This window comes from Streptococcus cristatus (genome assembly GCF_003943465.1).
Lineage (GTDB): Bacteria > Bacillota > Bacilli > Lactobacillales > Streptococcaceae > Streptococcus > Streptococcus cristatus_C.
The window spans coordinates 1-18,809 of the sequence record NZ_RJPR01000018.1; the positions used below are offsets into that span (position 1 = coordinate 1).

Consider the following 18,809-nt stretch of genomic DNA (forward strand, 5'->3'; position numbering starts at 1 on the left):
ATAATAAGATATTGCAAGTTAATTCAGCAAGTTAAGTGACGATAGCCTAGGAGATACACCTGTACCCATGCCGAACACAGAAGTTAAGCCCTAGAACGCCGGAAGTAGTTGGGGGTTGCCCCCTGTGAGATATGGTAGTCGCTTAGCAGGATAGGAAGTCGGAGTACTTCCTTTTTGGGAGTTTAGCTCAGCTGGGAGAGCATCTGCCTTACAAGCAGAGGGTCAGCGGTTCGATCCCGTTAACTCCCATATTCAAGCGGGTGTAGTTTAGTGGTAAAACTACAGCCTTCCAAGCTGTTGTCGCGAGTTCGATTCTCGTCACCCGCTTTGAACGGAAGTTCATACCAAGTTTTTTATAACTTGGGCGCGTAGCTCAGGTGGTTAGAGCGCACGCCTGATAAGCGTGAGGTCGGTGGTTCGAGTCCACTCGTGCCCATTTAAATAGTAATATGGTCCGTTGGTCAAGGGGTTAAGACACCGCCTTTTCACGGCGGTAACACGGGTTCGAATCCCGTACGGACTATATATTTTGGAGGATTACCCAAGTCCGGCTGAAGGGAACGGTCTTGAAAACCGTCAGGCGTGTAAAAGCGTGCGTGGGTTCGAATCCCACATCCTCCTTAGATTAGATTATCGCGGGATGGAGCAGCTAGGTAGCTCGTCGGGCTCATAACCCGAAGGTCGTAGGTTCAAATCCTGCTCCCGCAATTTGGCTCGGTAGCTCAGTTGGTAGAGCAATGGATTGAAGCTCCATGTGTCGGCGGTTCGATTCCGTCTCGCGCCATATATCTTTAGAATTTCGGAAGGGTAGCGAAGAGGCTAAACGCGGCGGACTGTAAATCCGCTCCTTCGGGTTCGGGGGTTCGAATCCCTCCCCTTCCATGCTTAACGGGCATAGTTTAAAGGTAGAACTAAGGTCTCCAAAACCTTCAGTGTGGGTTCAATTCCTACTGCCCGTGTTTTGGAATATGGCGGGTGTGGTGAAGTGGTTAACACACCAGATTGTGGCTCTGGCATGCGTGGGTTCGATCCCCATCACTCGCCTATTTCTTTTGATTATTGGGGTATCGCCAAGCGGTAAGGCAAGGGACTTTGACTCCCTCATTCGTTGGTTCGAATCCAGCTACCCCAGTTACTTTGCCGGCGTGGCGGAATTGGCAGACGCGCTGGACTCAAAATCCAGTGTCCGCAAGGACGTGCCGGTTCGACCCCGGCCGCCGGTATAGTAATAAAGACAAGGTTTTCGAATCTTGTCTTTTTTTACAAATTTTTATTTTTGATTTGTTTGAGATTATTTATTTTATAATCATTCTTTTGCTTTATCTACAATTTTTTTCTGGCTGTTTAGATACAAGTAAGGATTCTTGTTTGTAATAGTAAATGACTTATCCAAGTCTTTCTAAGGAGAGAAGCATATGGCAATGATAGAAGTGGAACATCTTCAGAAAAATTTTGTGAAGACAGTGAAGGAACCGGGCTTGAAGGGGGCTTTGCGCTCCTTTATTCATCCTGAAAAGCAGATCTTTGAAGCGGTCAAGGATTTAACCTTTGAGGTTCCAAAAGGACAAATTTTAGGCTTTATCGGGGCCAATGGTGCTGGGAAGTCGACAACCATCAAAATGCTGACAGGAATTTTGAAACCGACATCTGGTTTTTGTCGGATTAACGGCAAGATTCCGCAGGATAATCGCCAGGATTATGTCAAGGATATTGGAGTGGTTTTCGGACAACGTACTCAGCTATGGTGGGATTTGGCTCTGCAAGAGACCTACACGGTCTTAAAAGAGATTTACGATGTGCCAGACTCGCTCTTCCACAAGCGCATGGACTTTTTGAATGAAGTCTTGGATTTGAAGGACTTTATCAAAGACCCCGTGCGGACTCTTTCACTTGGTCAACGAATGCGGGCGGATATTGCGGCTTCCTTGCTCCACAATCCTAAGGTTCTCTTTTTAGATGAGCCGACTATTGGTTTGGACGTTTCGGTCAAGGATAACATTCGTCGGGCCATCACCCAGATCAATCAAGAAGAAGAAACAACCATTCTCTTGACCACTCACGACCTGAGCGACATTGAGCAACTCTGTGATCGGATTTTTATGATTGACAAGGGGAAGGAGATTTTTGATGGAACGGTGAGCCAGCTCAAGGAAACCTTCGGCAAGATGAAGACTCTCTCCTTTGAACTGCTACCAGGTCAAAGCCATCTAGTTTCTCACTTTGAAGGCATGTCTGATATGATCATTGATAGACAAGGGAATAGCCTCAATATTCAATACGATAGTTCCTGCTACCAGACGGCTGATATTATCAAGCAAACCCTGTCTGATTTTGAAATTCGCGATTTGAAGATGTTGGATACGGATATCGAGGATATTATCCGTCGCTTCTACCGAAAGGAGCTCTAAGATGGTCAAATTGTGGAGACGTTATAAACCCTTTATCAATGCAGGTGTTCAGGAGTTGATTACCTATCGAGTCAACTTTATTCTTTATCGGATTGGCGATGTCATGGGGGCCTTTGTTGAGTTTTATCTCTGGAAGGCAGTCTTTGATTCCTCGCAGGAGTCTTTGATCCAGGGTTTCAGTATGGCGGATATCACCCTCTACATCATCATGAGTTTTGTGACCAATCTTTTGACTAGGTCGGATTCTTCTTTTATGATTGGGGAGGAGGTCAAGGATGGCTCCATTATCATGCGCTTGCTGCGACCAGTGCATTTTGCGGCCTCATATCTCTTCACCGAGCTTGGTTCCAAGTGGTTGATTTTTATCAGTGTTGGCCTTCCATTTTTAAGTGTCATTGTTCTGATGAAGATCTTTTCTGGGCAAGGTATTGTAGAAGTGCTGGGACTAACTGTCATTTATCTTTTTAGCTTAACGCTAGCCTACCTGATCAATTTTTTCTTTAATATCTGCTTTGGGTTTTCAGCCTTTGTTTTTAAAAATCTATGGGGCTCTAATCTGCTCAAGAATTCTCTGATTGACTTTATGTCGGGGAGTTTGATTCCCTTGGCTTTCTTCCCTAAGATTGTTTCAGATATTCTGTCCTTCTTGCCTTTTTCATCCTTGATTTATACTCCAGTTATGATTGTTGTTGGAAAATACGATGCCAGTCAGATTCTTCAAGCACTCTTGCTACAGTTCTTCTGGCTCATAGTGATGGTGGGCTTGTCTCAGTTGATTTGGAAACGGGTCCAGTCTTTCATTACCATTCAAGGAGGTTAGTATGAAAAAATATCAACGTATGCATCTGATTTTTATCAGACAATACATCAAGCAAATCATGGAATACAAGGTCGATTTTGTGGTTGGTGTTTTAGGTGTTTTCCTGACCCAAGGCTTGAATCTCTTGTTTCTCAATGTCATCTTTCAACATATTCCTTCGCTAGAAGGCTGGACCTTTCAAGAGATTGCCTTTATCTATGGCTTTTCTCTGATTCCCAAGGGATTGGACCATCTCTTTTTTGACAATCTATGGGCACTGGGGCAACGCTTGGTGCGAAAGGGAGAATTTGACAAATACCTGACCCGTCCTATCAATCCTCTCTTTCACATCCTAGTCGAGACCTTTCAGATTGATGCCTTGGGCGAACTATTGGTCGGTGGCATTCTACTAGCGACAACAGTATCAAGCATTGCTTGGACTCTTCCAAAATTCCTGATTTTTTTAGTCTGCATTCCTTTTGCGACCTTGATTTATACTTCCTTGAAAATCGCTACAGCCAGCATCGCTTTTTGGACCAAGCAGTCAGGCGCCATGATTTACATTTTCTATATGTTCAATGATTTTGCTAAATATCCGATTTCCATTTACAATTCTCTTCTTCGTTGGTTGATTAGCTTTATCGTGCCTTTCGCCTTTACGGCATACTATCCTGCCAGCTATTTCTTGCAGGAAAAGAATGGACTTTTTAATATCGGTGGCTTGATTCTGATTTCCCTTGTTTTCTTTTTCATTTCCTTGAAACTATGGGATAGGGGCTTGGATGCTTACGAAAGTGCGGGTTCGTAAGAGTGAGTATAAATAGAGGGCGATATTCATGCAGAAAGTCTATGAATAAGAGAACTATTAGATATAGTATAAAGACAGAGTTTGTTGCTTTGTCTTTTCTAATATATTTTAAGGTCTCTATCTTTCAAATTTTTATTTTTGGAATGAATAAATTCTACTTATCTTGCTAAAATGGTAGAATAGATTTAAGATTTGGTAAGAAGGAGAGCCTAATGAAATTGAGATTGGAAAATAAAGAATCTGAACGTGTCCAAGAACTTGGAAATTTAATCCGAGCCTATAATCGCTCTAAAAGGGAAGCTTCAACAAGTGAGCCTCTCAATATCTTTGTCGAAGATGAGGATGGAAATTTAATGGGAGGTCTGGTGGCCGAGACGTTTGGCTATTGGCTGGAAATTGAGTATTTATATGTGAGTGAGGATTTACGAGGGCAAGGGCTTGGCTCGGATATTTTGCAAAGGGCGGAAGAGGAAGCTCGTGACAGGAAGTGTAAGTATTCATTTGTGGATACCTTTCATTTTCAAGCGCCAGATTTTTATAAAAAGCATGGCTATGAGGAAGTGTTTAGATTAAAAGAATATCCTTATACAGGTGAGCGATATTATTATACGAAAGAGTTATAATTTATCAAAGGATAGATAGCAGATTTCTACCTGACAAATGTAGCGATTTTTGGTATAATATCATGAGGTGATTTTATGGCAAATTTGAATAGATATAAGTTTACATTTGGAAACAAAACCTTAACTTTAACAACAGAACACGATAATCTTTTTATGGAAGAAGTGGAGCGGGTTGCCAAGGAAAAATATAAGGCCATTAAAGAGCAGATGCCTGCAGCAGATGATGAAGTCTTGGCCATTTTGTTGGCGATTAATAGTTTATCTACCCAGCTCAGTCGCGAGATTGAGTTTGATGATAAGGAAAAAGAATTGGAAAGTCTTCGTCACAAAATGCTTAGCGAATTAAGAGAAAAGTCAGCTAATACAGGGGAAAGATAGTGTTTGCAATTATTATTTTACTAATATTAGCTTGGAGCTTTTATATTGGCTACTCGCGTGGGATTGTTCTGCAGGGATATTATGCTGCTATGACGATTGTATCCATGCTGGTGGCTGGAGCTCTATATCAGGGCTTGGCTAAGTCTATCAGCTTGTGGGTGCCCTATGCTAGCGCTGTTAAAGGTAGCTCGACTTATTTCTTTGCAAGTTCTCAACTTTTCCATTTGGATAAGGTTTTTTATGCGGGGCTGGCTTATCTACTTGTTTTCAGCCTTGTTTATATAGTAAGCCGCTTTTTGGGGATTTTTGTAAATTTAATTCCCTATCCGAATAAGTGGGATACCAAAGTTTTTAATATGGTCAGTGGGGCTATTGCGGTTTTCATCTCACTCTTTGTCATCGAGATGGGACTGACTATTTTAGCTACTGTGCCCATGTCCTTTATCCAAGAACGCTTAAATTCGAGTTTTCTGATTCGGTTTATTATCAATCACACGCCTGTAACTTCATCCATTTTACATGACCTTTGGGTCACAAAAATTATCGGATAATTAAGACTCAGTTGCCCTGTAGCTGAGTTTCTTTTTCAGTTTAAATCATATAGAAATAGAATGAACATGATGAATCATAAAATTTTAGAAACTTTGGAATTTGATAAAATTAAGGAGCTTTTTTCTCCCTATCTGCTGACTGAGCTGGGAGAGTTGGAGTTAAAGCAACTCCAGCCAAACAGCAAAAAAGAATCAATTGCTGCTGCTTTTTTGGAAATGTCCGATATGCGGCAGATTTTTGTGCAACATCCGCACTTTAGTTTGGGAGCCATTCAGGATATTAGGGGCTTAACCAAGCGCCTAGAGCTGGATAGCGACCTGAATATTGAGGAGTTTTTAGCTCTCAAGCGGGTCTTAGCTGTGACGCATGAGCTGGTATCTTTCTACGAGGACTTGGAAAATATCCAATTGGAGCGTTTGGATCGCCTTTTTAACAATCTAGTAGAGTTTCCTAGTATTCAGGGAAGCCTGCAAGCTATCAATGATGGGGGCTTTCTTGAAAGTTTTGCTAGTGAAGAGTTGAGTCGTATTCGCCGGAGAATCCAAGAAAATGAAGTTCAGGTTCGAGATATTCTGCAAGAAATTCTCAAAACCAAAGGAGATATGCTGGCAGACCAAGTGGTGGCCAGCCGGAACGGCCGCAATGTACTGCCTGTGAAAAATACCTACCGTAACCGTATTGCGGGTGTCGTTCACGATATTTCAGCCAGCGGAAGTACGGTTTACATTGAGCCGCGGGCGGTGGTCAATCTCAATGAAGAGATTGCTAGCAGTCGGGCGGACGAGCGCTATGAAATTCAGCGGATTTTGCAGGCTATGTCGGATATGATACGGCCTCATGCGGCTGAAATTGCCAATAATGCTTGGATTATCGGGCATCTGGATTTGGTGCGTGCCAAGGTCCGCTTCATGCAGGAGACGGGAGCGGTGGTGCCAGGCCTGTCGGAAGAGCAGGACATCCAACTGCTCAGTGTTCGTCATCCTCTGATTGAAAATGCAGTGGCTAATGACCTGCATTTCGGACCAGACTTGACAGAGATTGTCATTACCGGACCTAATACAGGTGGTAAGACCATCATGCTGAAGACCTTGGGTTTGGCTCAGATCATGGCCCAGTCAGGCCTGCCGATTCTGGCAGACAAGGGTAGTCGCGTCGGGATTTTCAGTCAGATATTTGCAGATATTGGTGATGAGCAATCGATTGAACAGAGTCTGTCTACTTTCTCTAGTCACATGACTAATATCGTCTCTATTTTAGAGCAGGTTGATAGCGAGAGTTTGGTCCTGCTGGATGAGCTGGGAGCTGGGACTGACCCGCAAGAGGGTGCAGCTCTGGCTATTGCTATCTTGGAAGATTTGCGGCTAAGGCGGATTAAAACAATGGCGACGACCCACTATCCTGAGCTCAAAGCCTATGGGATTGAGACGGATTGGGTGGAAAATGCCAGCATGGAATTTGATACAGATAGTTTGCGGCCGACCTATCGCTTTATGCAAGGAGTTCCTGGCCGCTCCAATGCCTTTGAAATTGCTCGGCGTTTGGGCTTGTCGGAAGTTATCGTTGGCCACGCCCAAGAGCAGACTGACACAGACAGTGATGTCAATCGAATCATTGAGCGCCTAGAGGAGCAGACGCTGGAAAGCCGCAAGCGCTTGGATAATATCCGCGAAGTAGAGCAAGAAAATCTCAAATTTAACCGAGTCCTCAAAAAACTTTATAATGAGTTTAACCGAGAAAAGGAAACCGAGCTCAATAAGGCGCGCTTGGAAGCCCAGGAAATCGTGGATATGGCGTTAGCGGAAAGCGAGAGCATTCTCAAAAATCTCCATGATAAGTCCAGTCTCAAACCACATGAGATTATTGAAGCCAAGGCTCAACTTAAAAAGTTGGCACCAGAAACCATTGATTTATCAAAGAATAAGGTGCTCAAGCAGGCCAAGAAAAATCGGGCGCCCAAGGTGGGAGATGATATCATAGTCACCAGCTATGGTCAGCGGGGAACCTTGGTCAAGCAGCTCAAGGATGGCCGCTGGGAAGCTCAGGTCGGTCTTATCAAGATGACTCTAGAAGAGCAGGAATTCAACTTACTCAAAGCTGAAAAGGAGCAGCAACCTAAGCGCAAGCAGGTCAATGTGGTCAAGCGGACCAATACTGCTGGACCGAAAGCCAGACTGGATCTGCGCGGCAAGCGCTACGAAGAGGCCATGGAAGAGCTGGATGCCTTTATCGATCAGGCCCTTCTCAATAACATGGCTCAGGTGGATATTATCCACGGTATCGGGACCGGGGTCATCCGTGAAGGGGTGACAAAATACCTCCGCCGCAACAAGCACGTTAAGTCCTTCGGCTATGCTCCGCAAAATGCCGGCGGCAGTGGTGCGACAATTGTAATCTTTAAGTAGGAAAGCATCGAGTACTCCGTAGCAAATATTTTCTTTTCCTCTGGGTTTGGTGTACAATATTATCAAAAGTAAGCTATTCAAAGGAGAAGATTTATGGTAGCAGCAGTTACAGATGCAACATTCGCTGAAGAGACAAAAGACGGACTGGTTCTGATTGATTTTTGGGCAACTTGGTGTGGCCCATGCCGCATGCAGGCGCCTATCTTGGAGCAGTTGGCAGAGGAAGTTCATGAAGATGAACTGAAAATCCTTAAAATGGATGTGGATGAGAATCCAAATACTGCCCGTGAATTCGGCATTATGTCCATTCCGACCCTTTTGTTCAAGAAAGACGGTCAAGTCGTTAAGCAAGTAGCTGGTGTTCATACGAAGGAGCAACTGAAGGCGATTTTGGCAGAATTAAGTTAAGAAAGAAGCCCTAGGCTTCGATTTAGATTGAAAACAAAGTTCTTAGAACACCAGTTTCTAAGAGCTTTTCTTTGTGTAAAGTTGCATAAAAGATGTAAGAAGAGTTGCGAGGTGTTTTCCATGTTTCACAAAGAAAAATAAGACTATAATCGTCTCTAATATAGTTTTTATACAATAGACGAATTGCCCCAAAAGATTACTTCCTTTGACAAGTAGAATCAAGGATTGATTTGGCTCTATATATGACTTGGTTGAAGATACCTGTGGCCCAGTTATAATGGGTCGTAAACCAAAGAAAATCTGAGAAGAGGTGAGACACAACCAAAAGGTATTAAAGCAGAAAATGACTGCCTAAGAATGGAGGATGCTGTTCTAAAAAAGTTTATAAAATTTCGCTTAAAGGAGGAAAAGAGAAAGAAGAAAAACGGAATTATCCAAGAATTGCTAATTGAGTTTTCTTTTGATATTCTTCTAAAGATTGTCGAAATTACTCGCTCACCGAACTTGGAACAAGTAAAAACTATGTTGGAGGAAGCATTTACGGAGAAATACTGGGGGAATACCATTCTTTACAGAGACCAAGTCTGATAACATCAACACGCTTCTTATCATCATTTTAGAGGATAAAGGGATTCAATCATCCATATCACATAAGGGGAATAGTCCAGATAATGGCATGATGGAGTCTTTTTTGGCATTTTGAAGTCGGAAATGTTTTATGGTTATGAGAAGACGTTTCAGTCACTTAATCAATTGAAACAAGCTATTGTGAACTACATTGATTATCACAATAACAAACGAGTTAAAGTCAAATTGAAAGGACTCAGCCCTGTGCAATGCAGAACTAAGTCCTTTACTTAAATTATTGTCTAACCTTTTGTTGTTATGAGAAAGTTTTCTATTGCCAGATATCCTGTATTTGCGAGATTTGAGCTTGGGCTTGTTTCTCAAAAATCTTGTATTTGTAAGTCAAGTCCTGAGCCATTTCCTTGATATTGTCTCGCTGTTCTTGGATAATGGCGAGATTGTGCTGGATGTTAGCTAAATTATCTTGAATTTTATCCAAGATATCGGATGTTTCGACGACTTCTTGGCTGATTGTCTTCCGACTTTTGACCAAATGGTAGCTGACCCAGGCTGCGCCTGTGAAAAGCATAAGATTTGAAAATTTCATAGTTCCTCCCTAGGCTCGAGCAATCTTTTCAGCCAATTGAGCTAAGGCTGGAAAATCTGGTTCGTGGGCTTCAAAGCTGATTTGTAGACCGTCTGTCTCTTCATAGCGAGGAGCTAGGTGGACATGGGTATGGAAGACGGTCTGACCGGCAATTTCTTCGTTGTTATTAAGGATGTTCATGCCCTTGGCGCCTGTTGCTTTCATGACCTTGCGGGCGATGTCTGGGACACGAGCGAAGAGCTGACTAGCACTGTCTGCATCCATTTCCAAAAGATTTCTGAAATGCTGCTTGGGAACGACCAAAGTATGGCCTGGAGTGACCTGAGAAATGTCTAGAAAGGCGACTACCTGGTCATCTTCATAAACTTTAGAAGATGGGATTTCCCCTGTGATAATCTTACAAAAAATACAATCAGCCATAAATGATACCTCTATTCGCTAGATTTTGTTATAATATAAGAACTATTATACCAGATTTGGAGAAAATATGTTAGAAATCAAAGAGCTTACGGGCGGCTATGTAAATATCCCGGTTTTAAAGGATGTCAGCTTTGAAGTGGGCAATGGCCAGCTAGTTGGTTTGATTGGTCTCAATGGTGCTGGTAAATCCACTACCATCAATGAAATTATCGGTTTATTGACACCTTACAAGGGAGAAATTCGGATTGATGGTTTGCAGCTGGGAGAAAATCCTAGCGCTTACCGTAAGAAGATTGGCTTTATCCCAGAGACACCGAGTCTTTATGAGGAGCTGACCCTGCGTGAGCATATTGAAACGGTTGCCATGGCTTACGATATCGAGCAGGAAGTCGCTTTTGAGCGCGTGGAGCGCCTCTTAACTATTTTCCGACTCAAGGATAAGTTGGACTGGTTTCCAGTGCATTTCTCTAAGGGGATGAAGCAGAAAGTCATGATTATCTGTGCTTTCGTGGTGGATCCTAGTCTTTTTATCGTGGATGAGCCTTTTTTGGGGCTGGATCCTGTAGCTATTGCAGACCTTATCCAGCTTTTGGATGAGGAAAAGAAAAAAGGTAAGTCTATCCTTATGAGCACCCATGTTCTGGATTCTGCTGAGAAGATGTGTGATAGCTTTGTGATTTTACATAAAGGGCAGGTGCGCGCTAAGGGCAAACTAGCTGAGTTGCGGCAGCAATTTCAGATGCCGGAAGCTAGTCTCAATGACATCTATCTTGCCTTGACGGAAGAGGCTGCGCTATGAAAGAAGTATTTGCTAAACGCAAGCAAGATTTCCGTCAGCGGTGTCTGAAGTATCTGCGCTATGTTCTCAATGATCACTTTGTCTTGTTTCTATTGATTTTTCTAGGTTTTCTAGCAGTTCAGTACAATCAATTGCTGCGGAATCTCCCTAGTCAGTCTTGGCCGATCGTAGCCGGATTAGTTTTATTCTCTGTGCTCATTCTTCCTTTTGGGAATATCGCAACCTACTTGGAAAAGCCGGATATGCTCTTTTTGCTAGTGCAGGAGCGGGCAGTCATTGAGTTTGTCAAGGGACAAATCCAGCGTTCGTATATTCTCTTTGGCCTGCTGCAAACCTTGTTGCTGATCTTGCTAGCACCCCTGTTTTTGGCTCTAGGTTTGCCATTCTGGGTTTTTGGGCTGTACTGTCTCTTCATGTTACTTTTGAAATGGCTAGTTTTTCAATTCAAAGGGCGTCGCTTTTTCTTGTCTGATCGTCTCAATTGGCAATATGCAATCGCAGCTGAGGAAGGTCGTAAGCAGAAAGTTCTTCGTTTCTTCGCCCTCTTTACAAATGTGAAAGGCATTTCTAATAGTGTCAAAAGAAGAGCTAATTTGGACGGGCTGACGAGGCTTTTACCTAAGACTCATGCCAAAACTTGGCAAAATATGTTTTTACGCTCCTATCTTCGCAATGGCGATCTATTCCCTCTGACCTTGCGTCTTCTACTTTTAGCCCTCTTGACGCTTGTCTTCGTCAGTCAGTCTTGGATTGCTGCAGGTTTTGTCATCCTTTTCAACTATCTTTTGCTCTTTCAGTTGTTGGCTCTGTATGAAGCTCTTGATTATCAGTATCTAACCCAGCTTTTCCCGCTGGATAGCAAGTCTAAAATCAAGGGCGCAAGACAGGTTATCACAGGGATTGGACATGGTGTTTTGCTTTTTGAAATGCTAGTGGCAGTGCTCTTTTTCCAAGATAAGATGGCAGTGTTAGCAATGCTTGGAGTGACAATCTTTTTGTATCTAGTCTATTTGCCATATAAACTAAAAAGATTGGTTGACTAAAAGAATGAAAATTAGTAAAATAGTGAGGAAACTTTTTAAGGAGGGGAATCATGGTCTTGGTTGATAACGAGCTAGCCCTGACACCAATAGCTGGTAAGAGCGGAAAGGCCTATATGGGAACTTATCCAGACGGGGGGCGAGTTTTCGTCAAGATGAATACGACCCCGATTCTGGCAGGCTTAGCCAGAGAACAAATTGCTCCGCAACTTCTGTGGAGTCGACGCTTGCCAGACGGCAATGTCATGAGCGGACAAGAATGGCTTTCAGGTGCCATTTTAACGCCTAATGATATGTCTAAAAAGCAAGTGATCAATATTTTAACGCGTTTGCATCGGTCGAAGCCTCTGATGACTCAGTTGGCCAAATTGGGTTATATTTTGGAAACGCCAATCGATCTAATCAATAGCTGGCTTAATCAAGCGCCGGTCGTTTTAAGGAACAATCAGTACCTGCAATCAATTATTCGAGATTTGCGGCAAACGGTACCTGCTTTTCGCGAAGACTATGCAACGATTGTCCACGGTGATGTGCGCCATAGCAACTGGTTTCAGACGGATAGTGGCTTGATTTATTTGGTGGATTGGGATTCGGTTCGGCTGACGGACAGAATGTTGGATGTTGCTCATATATTGAGTCATTATATCCCAGATACCAATTGGCAGGAGTGGTTGACCTACTACGGTTATAAGTACAATGACAAGGTTATCAAAAAACTGTATTGGTTTGGTCAATACTCTTATCTGATGCAGATTGCTAAATATTACGAAAACAATGATTTAGAAAATGTGAACCGGGAGATTTACGCTCTACGCAACTTCCGTTCTAAGTATGGAAAGGTAAGATGAGAGTAAGAAATCGTAAGGGAGCAACAGAGTTATTAGAGGCTAACCCCCACTATGTGGTTCTAAATCCAGTTGATGCCAAGGGAAAGTGGCGAGAAATTTTTGGAAACGACCATCCGATTCATGTTGAAGTTGGGAGTGGTAAAGGAGCTTTCATCACAGGGATGGCTAAGGCTAATCCAAACATCAATTACATCGGGATTGACATTCAGAAGTCTGTCCTTAGTTACGCCTTGGATAAGGTTTTGGAAGCTGATGTACCCAATATTAAGCTGCTCTGGGTGGATGGTTCGGAATTGACCAACTATTTTGCAGACGGAGAAATTGACCGACTTTACTTGAATTTTTCTGATCCATGGCCTAAGAAACGGCATGAAAAGCGCCGGTTGACCTATAAGTCTTTCTTGGATACCTTCAAGCAAATTTTGCCAGAAAAAGGTGAAATCCACTTCAAGACGGACAATCGTGGCTTGTTTGAGTACAGTTTGGTCAGCTTTTCGCAGTATGGCATGGTTCTCAAAGGTGTTTGGCTAGATCTTCATGCCAGTGACTTTGAAGGCAATGTCCTAACTGAATATGAACAAAAATTCTCTAGCAAGGGTCAGGTTATTTACCGAGTCGAAGCAGAATTTCAATAAAAATAAAGAGAGTCCTAAACAGGTTTTCTATCTTAAGTGTCGGATTTTATGACTGACTTTTGTTGGATAGAGCCCTGCAGGGGCTCTTTTATTTTGTTTTGATCATCAAATTATCAAGATCATTTTTTGTTATTTTCATTCTCTTGAAACGGCGTGGTTAAAGCCTTTTTGCTATCCCTATAATATGATATTACACTTTTGTTACAGAAAAAAATTAGACAGCGAAATCCTTGATATAATAGGAAAAAAGCGGTATAATTATTAGTATGGTTTAATGTCTAAACTTTGACATTAAAACCACCAATCATATGTTATAAAATACTTTGCTGCTCAGGCGTTAAGGTGTTGAGTAATAGGTGGTTGAACTATATTTAAAAAAGGAGAGATGTTCATGGATAAAAATGCGAGACGCAGATTAAACCGTGCGAGCGCTGAGAAACGACTTCGATACTCAGTCCGTAAGTTTAATGTGGGCGTAGCTTCTGTAGCAGTCGCAGCTTTCATGTTCTTTGGGGGGAATGTCGTTTCAGCCGATACGTTAGCTAAGACGGATTCTTCAAGCACCTCTACGGAGAAAACAACCTCTGTGCCAGATTCAGGAGAAGATTCGGGAGCGAATGATTCTGACTCCGAGTCGGCCATAGAAAAGAATTCTACCGTAGCAACTGTCGCTGAAAGCAACGCAGTTTCAAGTGCAGCATCTACAGCATCTTCTACCTCTGCTGAAGACCTATCAAGCAAAGTGGAAGAAAAAACTGTTAAATCAGAAGTTGCTTCAAAAAGTGAAGCAGCTTTAAAAGAGGCTACTTCACAAGTATCTAAAGCTTCAGTAGCGACTAGCCAATCAACTGCTGCAACTCAGTCTGAGGCTCGAGTTAGCCCAGCTACTTCAGCTACTGCAGAGTCAACTGCAGTTTCATCTGAAGCAGCTACAGAGTCAACTGCCGCTGTAGAACCTGCTAAGGTATCAGTTGAAAAGGCAGCTAGCCAAGCAGCTAGTTTGGCAACAGCTAGCCAAGCAGCAAATGCAGTAGCCAAAAGCGAAGCTAATTCAACATTAGCAGCTGCTCAAAGCGAAGTAAATAAAGGTTACGCTGATTTCCGTAAATCAGGAGAAAGTGGTTTCCGTTCGTTTGACCCACAAACAGGGAAGACAACTGTAACAAAAGAAAACTTCCTTGACTACTTCAGATTGAATGGTTCAGCTACCTATAATTCATACGATGGTATCGTGACCCTTACTCCAGATGAAACCTCTAAGACAGGTAACTTCAGCCTGAAGAGTAAGATCAATATGAACCAAAGCTTCAAGCTGACTGGTGGAGTTAACCTTGGTGATAAGACTCAGGAACGCTATGGTGCCGATGGTATTGGTTTTGCCTTCCATACAGGGAATACAACAGACCTAGGTGCCGATGGTGGTAACCTTGGTATCGGTGGTTTGCGTAACGCGAATGGTTTCAAGCTGGATACTTTCTGGAACGTCCACACACCGCCAAAAGGAAACCGTTTTGATACTAACAACACGGACTCATTCCAATATGGTTGGGCAGAAGACCCTCGCTTGGGACAATTTGGTGCTTGGGTAAGTACAACTCATAAAAAGGTTAGAGGTCAAGGCTGGTTTGCTGGCGAATATGACCGTTGGTGGGCTGAGACAGATGCTGGTAGTGCTCAACGTCTAGACTCAAGTGACTTGGATGGTCGTTTCCACAGATTTGCTATCCAGTATGACGGTGTAACCAAGGAATTAACTGTCTCTTACGAAAGTAATCTTGGGATTAAGCAATGGAAGAAGAAAGTTTCTACTCCAGAACAACTGATGTCCATGGTGGTTACGGCGACGACTGGTAACTACAAGAACTTGCAACAGTTCCAAATCAAACGCTTCGACTTCTATCAAAGTGCCTCTGTTGACGTACGTTATGAAGATGAGCAAGGTCGAGAAATCGCTGAAGGCTCAGTAACTTATCCACAAGGTGCCTTCAAGGCTAAGCCTTATACCACTGAACAGAAGACGATTCCTGGCTATGGTTTCATTGGAATGAAGAGAGGCAGCTTGCCACCTTCAGGAACTCTGGCTGACTGGGGTACCAACGGTACAGTAACCTACGTTTATCGTAGAGGTGCAACTGATACGAAGACAGAAAAGAAGACAGTCTCTCGTACTATTTATTATAAATATAAACCAGGTGTGACAGGACCGACACTTCCGCCAGCTTACACTCAAACAGCTGAGTTCACTCGGACTGTGACAGGTGGTAGACCAGGTCCATGGAGTCCTGCATCTAAGAATTTTGCACCTGTAGATTCTCTAGATGTCCCAGGATATACTCCAGATACAGCAACTGTTCCAGGAGTTACAGTAAATCCAAATTCTACTCCAAGTGATGTAACGGTTTACTACGACAAGAATGCTCCAAAAGTAACAACAGAAACAAAAGATGTTACTCGTACAATTGTTTACGAATATGAAGATGGTGTGACTTCAGGTCGTCCAGCCCTTCCACGTGAAGTACAACAAAATGTACGATTCACACGACAAGTGTCAGAAGATGCAAGAACTGGTAAGAAGACATACGGCAACTGGACTCCAAGCACTCGAACTGTAGATGCGGTTGATACACCAGCGATTCAAGGCTTTACACCAAATAAAACTCGTGTAAATTCAGCTACTGTTTCACCAACAGATCCAAGCTGGCGTGAAATTGTTTCATACCGTAAGAATAATCCAAAAGTAACAACAGAAACAAAAGACGTTACTCGTACAATCGCTTACGAATATGAAGATGGTGTGACTAGAAATCGTCCAGCACTTCCGCAACCGGTTGAACAAACAGTTCAATTTACTCGTCAAGTATCAGAAGATCCAGTAACTGGTCAGAAAACATACGGTAATTGGACTCCAAATACTCGTACTGTAGATGCGGTTGACAGCCCAGAAGTGTCCGGATTCACACCAAATAAAGCACGTGTAAATTCAGCTACTGTTTCACCAAGAGACCCAAGCTGGCGTGAGATTGTAACTTATTCAGCTGCAGATCAAAAGGGAAGCATCGTTTACCGTACAGATGGTAAAAATGGTGTTCCAGCTAAGACTCTTCACACAGACAACGTAACTGGTAAATCAGATACACCTGTAAACTATACAACAACTGCTAAAATTAACGAATTTAAACAGTTGGGTTATGATCTTGTTAGCGACGGCTTTACTAAAGCTGGCGGTCAAAGATTTGACAGTAATAACAATGTAGATCAAACATGGGAAGTTGTTCTTACTCCACGTATTGAGACAAAACAAGAAACAAAAGATGTTACTCGTAACGTTCGTTACCAATACAAGGATGGAGTGACCGCAGGTCGTCCAGCACTTCCTCGTCCAGTTACTCAAACAACAACATTTACTCGCCCAGTTTCTGTGAACAAGGTGACAGGTGTTGAAACTCCTGGTCAATGGAACAAGCCAAGTGAAGAACTTCCAAAAGTTGATTCTCCAGCAGTTACTGGTTTCACTCCAGACAAACCAAGTGTTCCAGCCTCAACTGTTACTCCTACATCTCCTAACGAAGATGAAGTAGTAAGCTACAGCCAAGATGATCAACGTGGTATCATTGAGTATGTAACAGATGGACAAAACGGTGTTCCAGCTAAGACTCTTTACACAGACGGTGTTACAGGTAAATCAGGTGAAGATGTTGTTTATTCAACTGCTAGCCGTATCGCTCAACTTCAACAAGCAGGTTACAAACTTGTAAGTGATGGCTTCACTCAACCAAGTGGTCAGAAGTTTGATAACGATAAGACAAAAGACCAAGTTTGGAAAGTTGTCGTTACTCCAGTTGTTGAAACAACACAAGAAACGAAAAATGTTACTCGGACTATTCAATACCAATATGGTGATGGTGTAACAGAAGGTCGCCCAGCGCTTCCTCCAACAGTTACTCAACCAGTAACGTTTACTCGTCCAGTTTCTGTTAACAAGGTGACAGGTGAGAAAACTCCTGGTGCTTGGGATAAACCAAATGCTAATCTTCCAGAAGTGACATCTCCAGCGATCACAGGCTACAGTCCGGACAAACCAAAAGTTCCAGGTGTGACTGTTGACCCTACTTCTGAAAATCCAGTAGAAGTTGTCAAGTATAACTTGGATGAGCAACGTGGTTCTATCAAGTACGTAACAGATGGTAAGAATGGTGTTGAAGCTAAGACTCTTTACACAGATTCTGTGGCTGGTAAGTCAGGTGAGCCAGTAGCTTACTCAACAGCATCTCGTATCGAACAATTGAAACAAGCTGGTTACACTCTTGTAAGTGATGGTTTCACGCAACCAAATGGTCAGAAGTTCGATAACGATAAGACAAAAGACCAAACTTGGACAGTTGTTGTGACACCTCGCTTGGATGACAATACGAATCCAGCTGATTTGAACAGCAAGGTTACACGTACCATCAAGTATCAATACGCAGATGGTCAAACAGCGGGTCGTCCAGCTCTGAAAGCTCCTGTCACTCAAGAAGCAACCTTCACACGTACTGGTAAAATAAATGCTGTAACTGGTGAAAAGACCTTCACAGCATGGACACCAGCTACGAAAGAATTGGCCCAAGAAGCTACACCAGTCGTAACTGGATTCGTGGCAGATAAGGCCAATGTAGCAGCGAAGACAGTGAAAGCTGGCGACGCTAACAGCGAAGAAGTTGTACAATACAAGAAGCTCGGTTCATACGTACCAAATGTACCAGACGGACTTCCAAAAGTACCAAACCTTCCATATCCAAACGATCCAACGGATCCAACAAAACCAGGCACTGATCTTCCAGTGGTACCAAATGTACCAGGAACTACACCAGTAGGCCCAGATGGCACAACACCATTGACACCGAAAGATCCGAGCGATCCAAGCAAGGGTTACAACCCACCACCAATTCCAAGTGATCCAACTCAGGATACACCAATCAACTACGTTAAAGATGGTCAAAAAGCGATTATCACCTTCGTAGACCAAGATGATAACAATAAGGAAGTTGGTAAGGTCGTTGAAAGCGGTAAGTCAGGTGAGCCAATCGGAACTACTAACTACGCAACCCGTCTGAAAGAATTGACAGACAAGGGTTACGAAGTGGTGAACGATGAGTTCAAGGGACCTAAGACCTTCGATAACGATGATAAGAAGGACCAACAATTTGTGGTTACTCTTCGTCATGGTAAAGAAGCAATTAAGGATCCAGCAGAACTCAACAAGAAGGTTACACGTACCATCAAGTATCAATACGCAGATGGTCAAACAGCGGGTCGTCCAGCTCTGAAAGCTCCTGTTACTCAAGAAGCAGCCTTCACACGTACAGGTGAGCGCGACCGTGTAACTGACAAGAAGACCTTCACTGCATGGACACCAGCTACGAAAGAATTGGCCCAAGAAGCTACACCAGTCGTAACTGGATTCGTGGCAGATAAGGCCAATGTAGCAGCCAAGACAGTGACTCCTGATGATAAGGATAGCGAAGAAGTTGTACAA

15 protein-coding genes, 12 tRNA genes, 1 rRNA gene and 1 pseudogene are annotated in these 18,809 nt (G+C 43.1%); 27 read left to right on the plus strand and 2 right to left on the minus strand.

What is annotated here, in order from left to right:
- Positions 1–31 precede the first annotated feature (31 nt).
- The 22 genes and pseudogenes from rrf to D8793_RS11460 all read left to right on the plus strand — a co-directional run.
- Positions 32–147: ribosomal RNA gene (gene rrf / locus D8793_RS11355) — 5S ribosomal RNA — on the plus strand.
- A 29-nt stretch (positions 148–176) separates the two neighbouring features.
- Positions 177–249 (plus strand) — tRNA-Val (locus tag D8793_RS11360).
- Between the two features lie 7 nt (positions 250–256).
- Positions 257–327: transfer RNA gene (locus D8793_RS11365), tRNA-Gly, on the plus strand.
- Between the two features lie 35 nt (positions 328–362).
- Positions 363–436 (plus strand) — tRNA-Ile (locus tag D8793_RS11370).
- Positions 437–451: 15 nt separating this feature from the next.
- Positions 452–523: transfer RNA gene (locus D8793_RS11375), tRNA-Glu, on the plus strand.
- 8 nt (positions 524–531) lie between these two features.
- Positions 532–621, plus strand: a tRNA-Ser gene (locus tag D8793_RS11380).
- 13 nt (positions 622–634) lie between these two features.
- Positions 635–708: transfer RNA gene (locus D8793_RS11385), tRNA-Met, on the plus strand.
- A 3-nt stretch (positions 709–711) separates the two neighbouring features.
- Positions 712–784, plus strand: a tRNA-Phe gene (locus D8793_RS11390).
- Between the two features lie 17 nt (positions 785–801).
- Positions 802–882, plus strand: a tRNA-Tyr gene (locus D8793_RS11395).
- Positions 883–888: 6 nt separating this feature from the next.
- A tRNA-Trp gene (locus D8793_RS11400) sits at positions 889–959 on the plus strand.
- A 12-nt stretch (positions 960–971) separates the two neighbouring features.
- Positions 972–1,044: transfer RNA gene (locus tag D8793_RS11405), tRNA-His, on the plus strand.
- A 16-nt stretch (positions 1,045–1,060) separates the two neighbouring features.
- A tRNA-Gln gene (locus tag D8793_RS11410) sits at positions 1,061–1,132 on the plus strand.
- A 7-nt stretch (positions 1,133–1,139) separates the two neighbouring features.
- Positions 1,140–1,223: transfer RNA gene (locus D8793_RS11415), tRNA-Leu, on the plus strand.
- Between the two features lie 192 nt (positions 1,224–1,415).
- Positions 1,416–2,408: an ABC transporter ATP-binding protein gene (locus tag D8793_RS11420; protein WP_125372339.1), complete on the plus strand. Its 993-nt coding sequence runs from the start codon at positions 1,416–1,418 to the stop codon at positions 2,406–2,408.
- 1 nt (position 2,409) lies between these two features.
- Positions 2,410–3,228, plus strand: a complete 819-nt coding sequence (locus tag D8793_RS11425) for an ABC transporter permease (RefSeq protein ID WP_125372341.1) — start codon at positions 2,410–2,412, stop codon at positions 3,226–3,228.
- Between the two features lies 1 nt (position 3,229).
- Positions 3,230–4,015 (plus strand): ABC transporter permease, encoded by a 786-nt coding sequence (locus tag D8793_RS11430; RefSeq protein ID WP_125372343.1) that lies wholly within the window; start codon positions 3,230–3,232, stop codon positions 4,013–4,015.
- A 212-nt stretch (positions 4,016–4,227) separates the two neighbouring features.
- Positions 4,228–4,638, plus strand: coding sequence for a GNAT family N-acetyltransferase (locus D8793_RS11435; protein ID WP_125372345.1), 411 nt, complete (start codon positions 4,228–4,230; stop codon positions 4,636–4,638).
- Positions 4,639–4,713: 75 nt separating this feature from the next.
- Positions 4,714–5,016, plus strand: a complete 303-nt coding sequence (locus D8793_RS11440) for a cell division protein ZapA (RefSeq protein ID WP_125372347.1) — start codon at positions 4,714–4,716, stop codon at positions 5,014–5,016.
- A complete protein-coding gene (locus D8793_RS11445) occupies positions 5,016–5,567 on the plus strand; it encodes a CvpA family protein (RefSeq protein WP_125372349.1) in 552 nt (183 codons plus the stop codon). Before D8793_RS11440 ends, D8793_RS11445 begins: the two co-directional genes overlap by 1 nt.
- A 69-nt stretch (positions 5,568–5,636) precedes the next feature.
- Positions 5,637–7,970, plus strand: a complete 2,334-nt coding sequence (locus D8793_RS11450; RefSeq protein WP_125372362.1) for an endonuclease MutS2 — start codon at positions 5,637–5,639, stop codon at positions 7,968–7,970.
- 93 nt (positions 7,971–8,063) lie between these two features.
- Positions 8,064–8,378, plus strand: coding sequence for a thioredoxin (gene trxA / locus D8793_RS11455; protein ID WP_005591113.1), 315 nt, complete (start codon positions 8,064–8,066; stop codon positions 8,376–8,378).
- A gap of 492 nt (positions 8,379–8,870) precedes the next feature.
- A pseudogene (locus D8793_RS11460) lies at positions 8,871–9,239 on the plus strand (transposase); the annotation flags it as partial.
- A 37-nt stretch (positions 9,240–9,276) separates the two neighbouring features.
- Here D8793_RS11460 and D8793_RS11465 read toward each other — a convergent pair.
- Together D8793_RS11465 and D8793_RS11470 are read right to left on the minus strand one after the other, a co-directional pair.
- On the minus strand, positions 9,277–9,552 hold the full coding sequence (locus D8793_RS11465; protein ID WP_125372351.1) for a hypothetical protein: 276 nt from the start codon (positions 9,550–9,552) through the stop codon (positions 9,277–9,279).
- Positions 9,553–9,561: 9 nt separating this feature from the next.
- Complete coding sequence (locus tag D8793_RS11470; protein ID WP_125372354.1) at positions 9,562–9,972, minus strand: HIT family protein; 411 nt, start codon at positions 9,970–9,972, stop codon at positions 9,562–9,564.
- A 67-nt stretch (positions 9,973–10,039) separates the two neighbouring features.
- Between D8793_RS11470 and D8793_RS11475 the strand changes: the two genes are divergently transcribed.
- From D8793_RS11475 to D8793_RS11495, 5 genes are all read left to right on the plus strand, one after another.
- Entirely contained in the window at positions 10,040–10,771 is a 732-nt protein-coding gene (locus D8793_RS11475; protein ID WP_125372357.1) for an ABC transporter ATP-binding protein, read from the plus strand.
- Positions 10,768–11,814 carry an ABC transporter permease gene (locus D8793_RS11480; RefSeq protein WP_125372359.1) on the plus strand — a complete coding sequence of 349 codons (1,047 nt, stop codon included), beginning with the start codon at positions 10,768–10,770 and terminating at the stop codon, positions 11,812–11,814. The genes D8793_RS11475 and D8793_RS11480 overlap by 4 nt, the downstream gene beginning before the upstream one ends.
- Positions 11,815–11,864: 50 nt before the next feature.
- Positions 11,865–12,659, plus strand: coding sequence for a cell cycle regulator CcrZ (ccrZ, locus tag D8793_RS11485; RefSeq protein WP_005591081.1), 795 nt, complete (start codon positions 11,865–11,867; stop codon positions 12,657–12,659).
- Entirely contained in the window at positions 12,656–13,294 is a 639-nt protein-coding gene (gene trmB, locus D8793_RS11490) for a tRNA (guanosine(46)-N7)-methyltransferase TrmB (protein ID WP_125372360.1), read from the plus strand. The genes ccrZ and trmB overlap by 4 nt, the downstream gene beginning before the upstream one ends.
- A gap of 391 nt (positions 13,295–13,685) precedes the next feature.
- Positions 13,686–18,809: mucin-binding protein (locus tag D8793_RS11495; protein ID WP_185761197.1), on the plus strand; the 5,124-nt coding region annotated here is incomplete at its 3' end.